The sequence below is a fragment of the Oleiphilus sp. HI0067 genome (assembly GCF_001635735.1).
Window position 1 is genome coordinate 1 of record NZ_LWFI01000804.1, and the last position, 965, is coordinate 965.

The window sequence follows — 965 nt, forward strand, 5'->3', positions numbered from 1 at the left end:
ATGAGTGGTAACGCAGCGGTGGATATTCCATCCGCAATGTATTTAGTGGAGCTTGCTTTGGATATGGCTAACCACACCTTGAAACCGGGCGGTAATTTTGTCGCGAAGGTTTTTCAAGGAGAAGGTTTTGATGAACTTCTTAAGCAAATGCGCACAATGTTTACTAAGGTCTATTCCCGTAAGCCTGATGCTTCGCGTGCACGTTCGCGTGAGGTGTACCAAATAGGTATTGGTTTTAAGGGCTAGAGCTTGGAAAGCTTAAAAATTATATAAGATCGTTAAATAGCTAATTTAAGAATCTACTTGTATATTTTAAGTCGTAATACACACATCACTTTGTAATTGAGAGGGGTTTCTCTTGAACGATATGGTCAAGAATCTGGTACTTTGGTTGGTGATCGCAGCTGTGTTGCTGACGGTGTTTAACAACTTCAGTGCACAGCAAAAAACGCAAGCAATGAACTATTCACAGTTTATTGAGCTTGTTCAGAGTGGGCAGGTCCGCCAAGTTGAAATTGATGGATTGCGTTTTGAAGTCGAAACTTCAGACAACCGTCGTTATTCAACCGTTCGACCAATGGTCGAAGATCCAAAGCTAATGGATGAGTTGATTAACAATAACGTTACGGTGATCGGTAAGGAACCAGAGAAGCAAAGTATCTGGTCGCAGCTGTTAGTCGCCTCATTTCCAATTCTCGTGATTATTCTCGTCTTCATGTTTTTCATGCGCCAGATGCAAGGTGGCGGCGGTGGCAAAGGGCCGATGTCGTTTGGTAAGAGCAAAGCGCGACTGATGAGTGAAGATCAAATTAAAACGACATTTGCTGATGTGGCGGGTGTTGATGAAGCCAAAGAAGACGTGAAAGAACTTGTGGAATTTTTGCGTGACCCAAGCAAATTCCAGCGCTTAGGTGGTAAAATTCCGCGCGGTGTCTTGATGGTCGGTCAGCCTGGTACGGGTAAAA

At 43.7% G+C, this 965-nt stretch carries 2 protein-coding genes; both read left to right on the plus strand.

Going from position 1 to position 965, the window contains the following annotated elements:
* Positions 1-246: SAM-dependent methyltransferase (locus tag A3739_RS08630; protein ID WP_082878328.1), on the plus strand; the 246-nt coding region annotated here is incomplete at its 5' end.
* A 121-nt stretch (positions 247-367) separates the two neighbouring features.
* Positions 368-965 (plus strand): ATP-dependent metallopeptidase FtsH/Yme1/Tma family protein (locus A3739_RS08635; protein ID WP_304440269.1); only part of this gene is annotated, 598 nt, incomplete at its 3' end.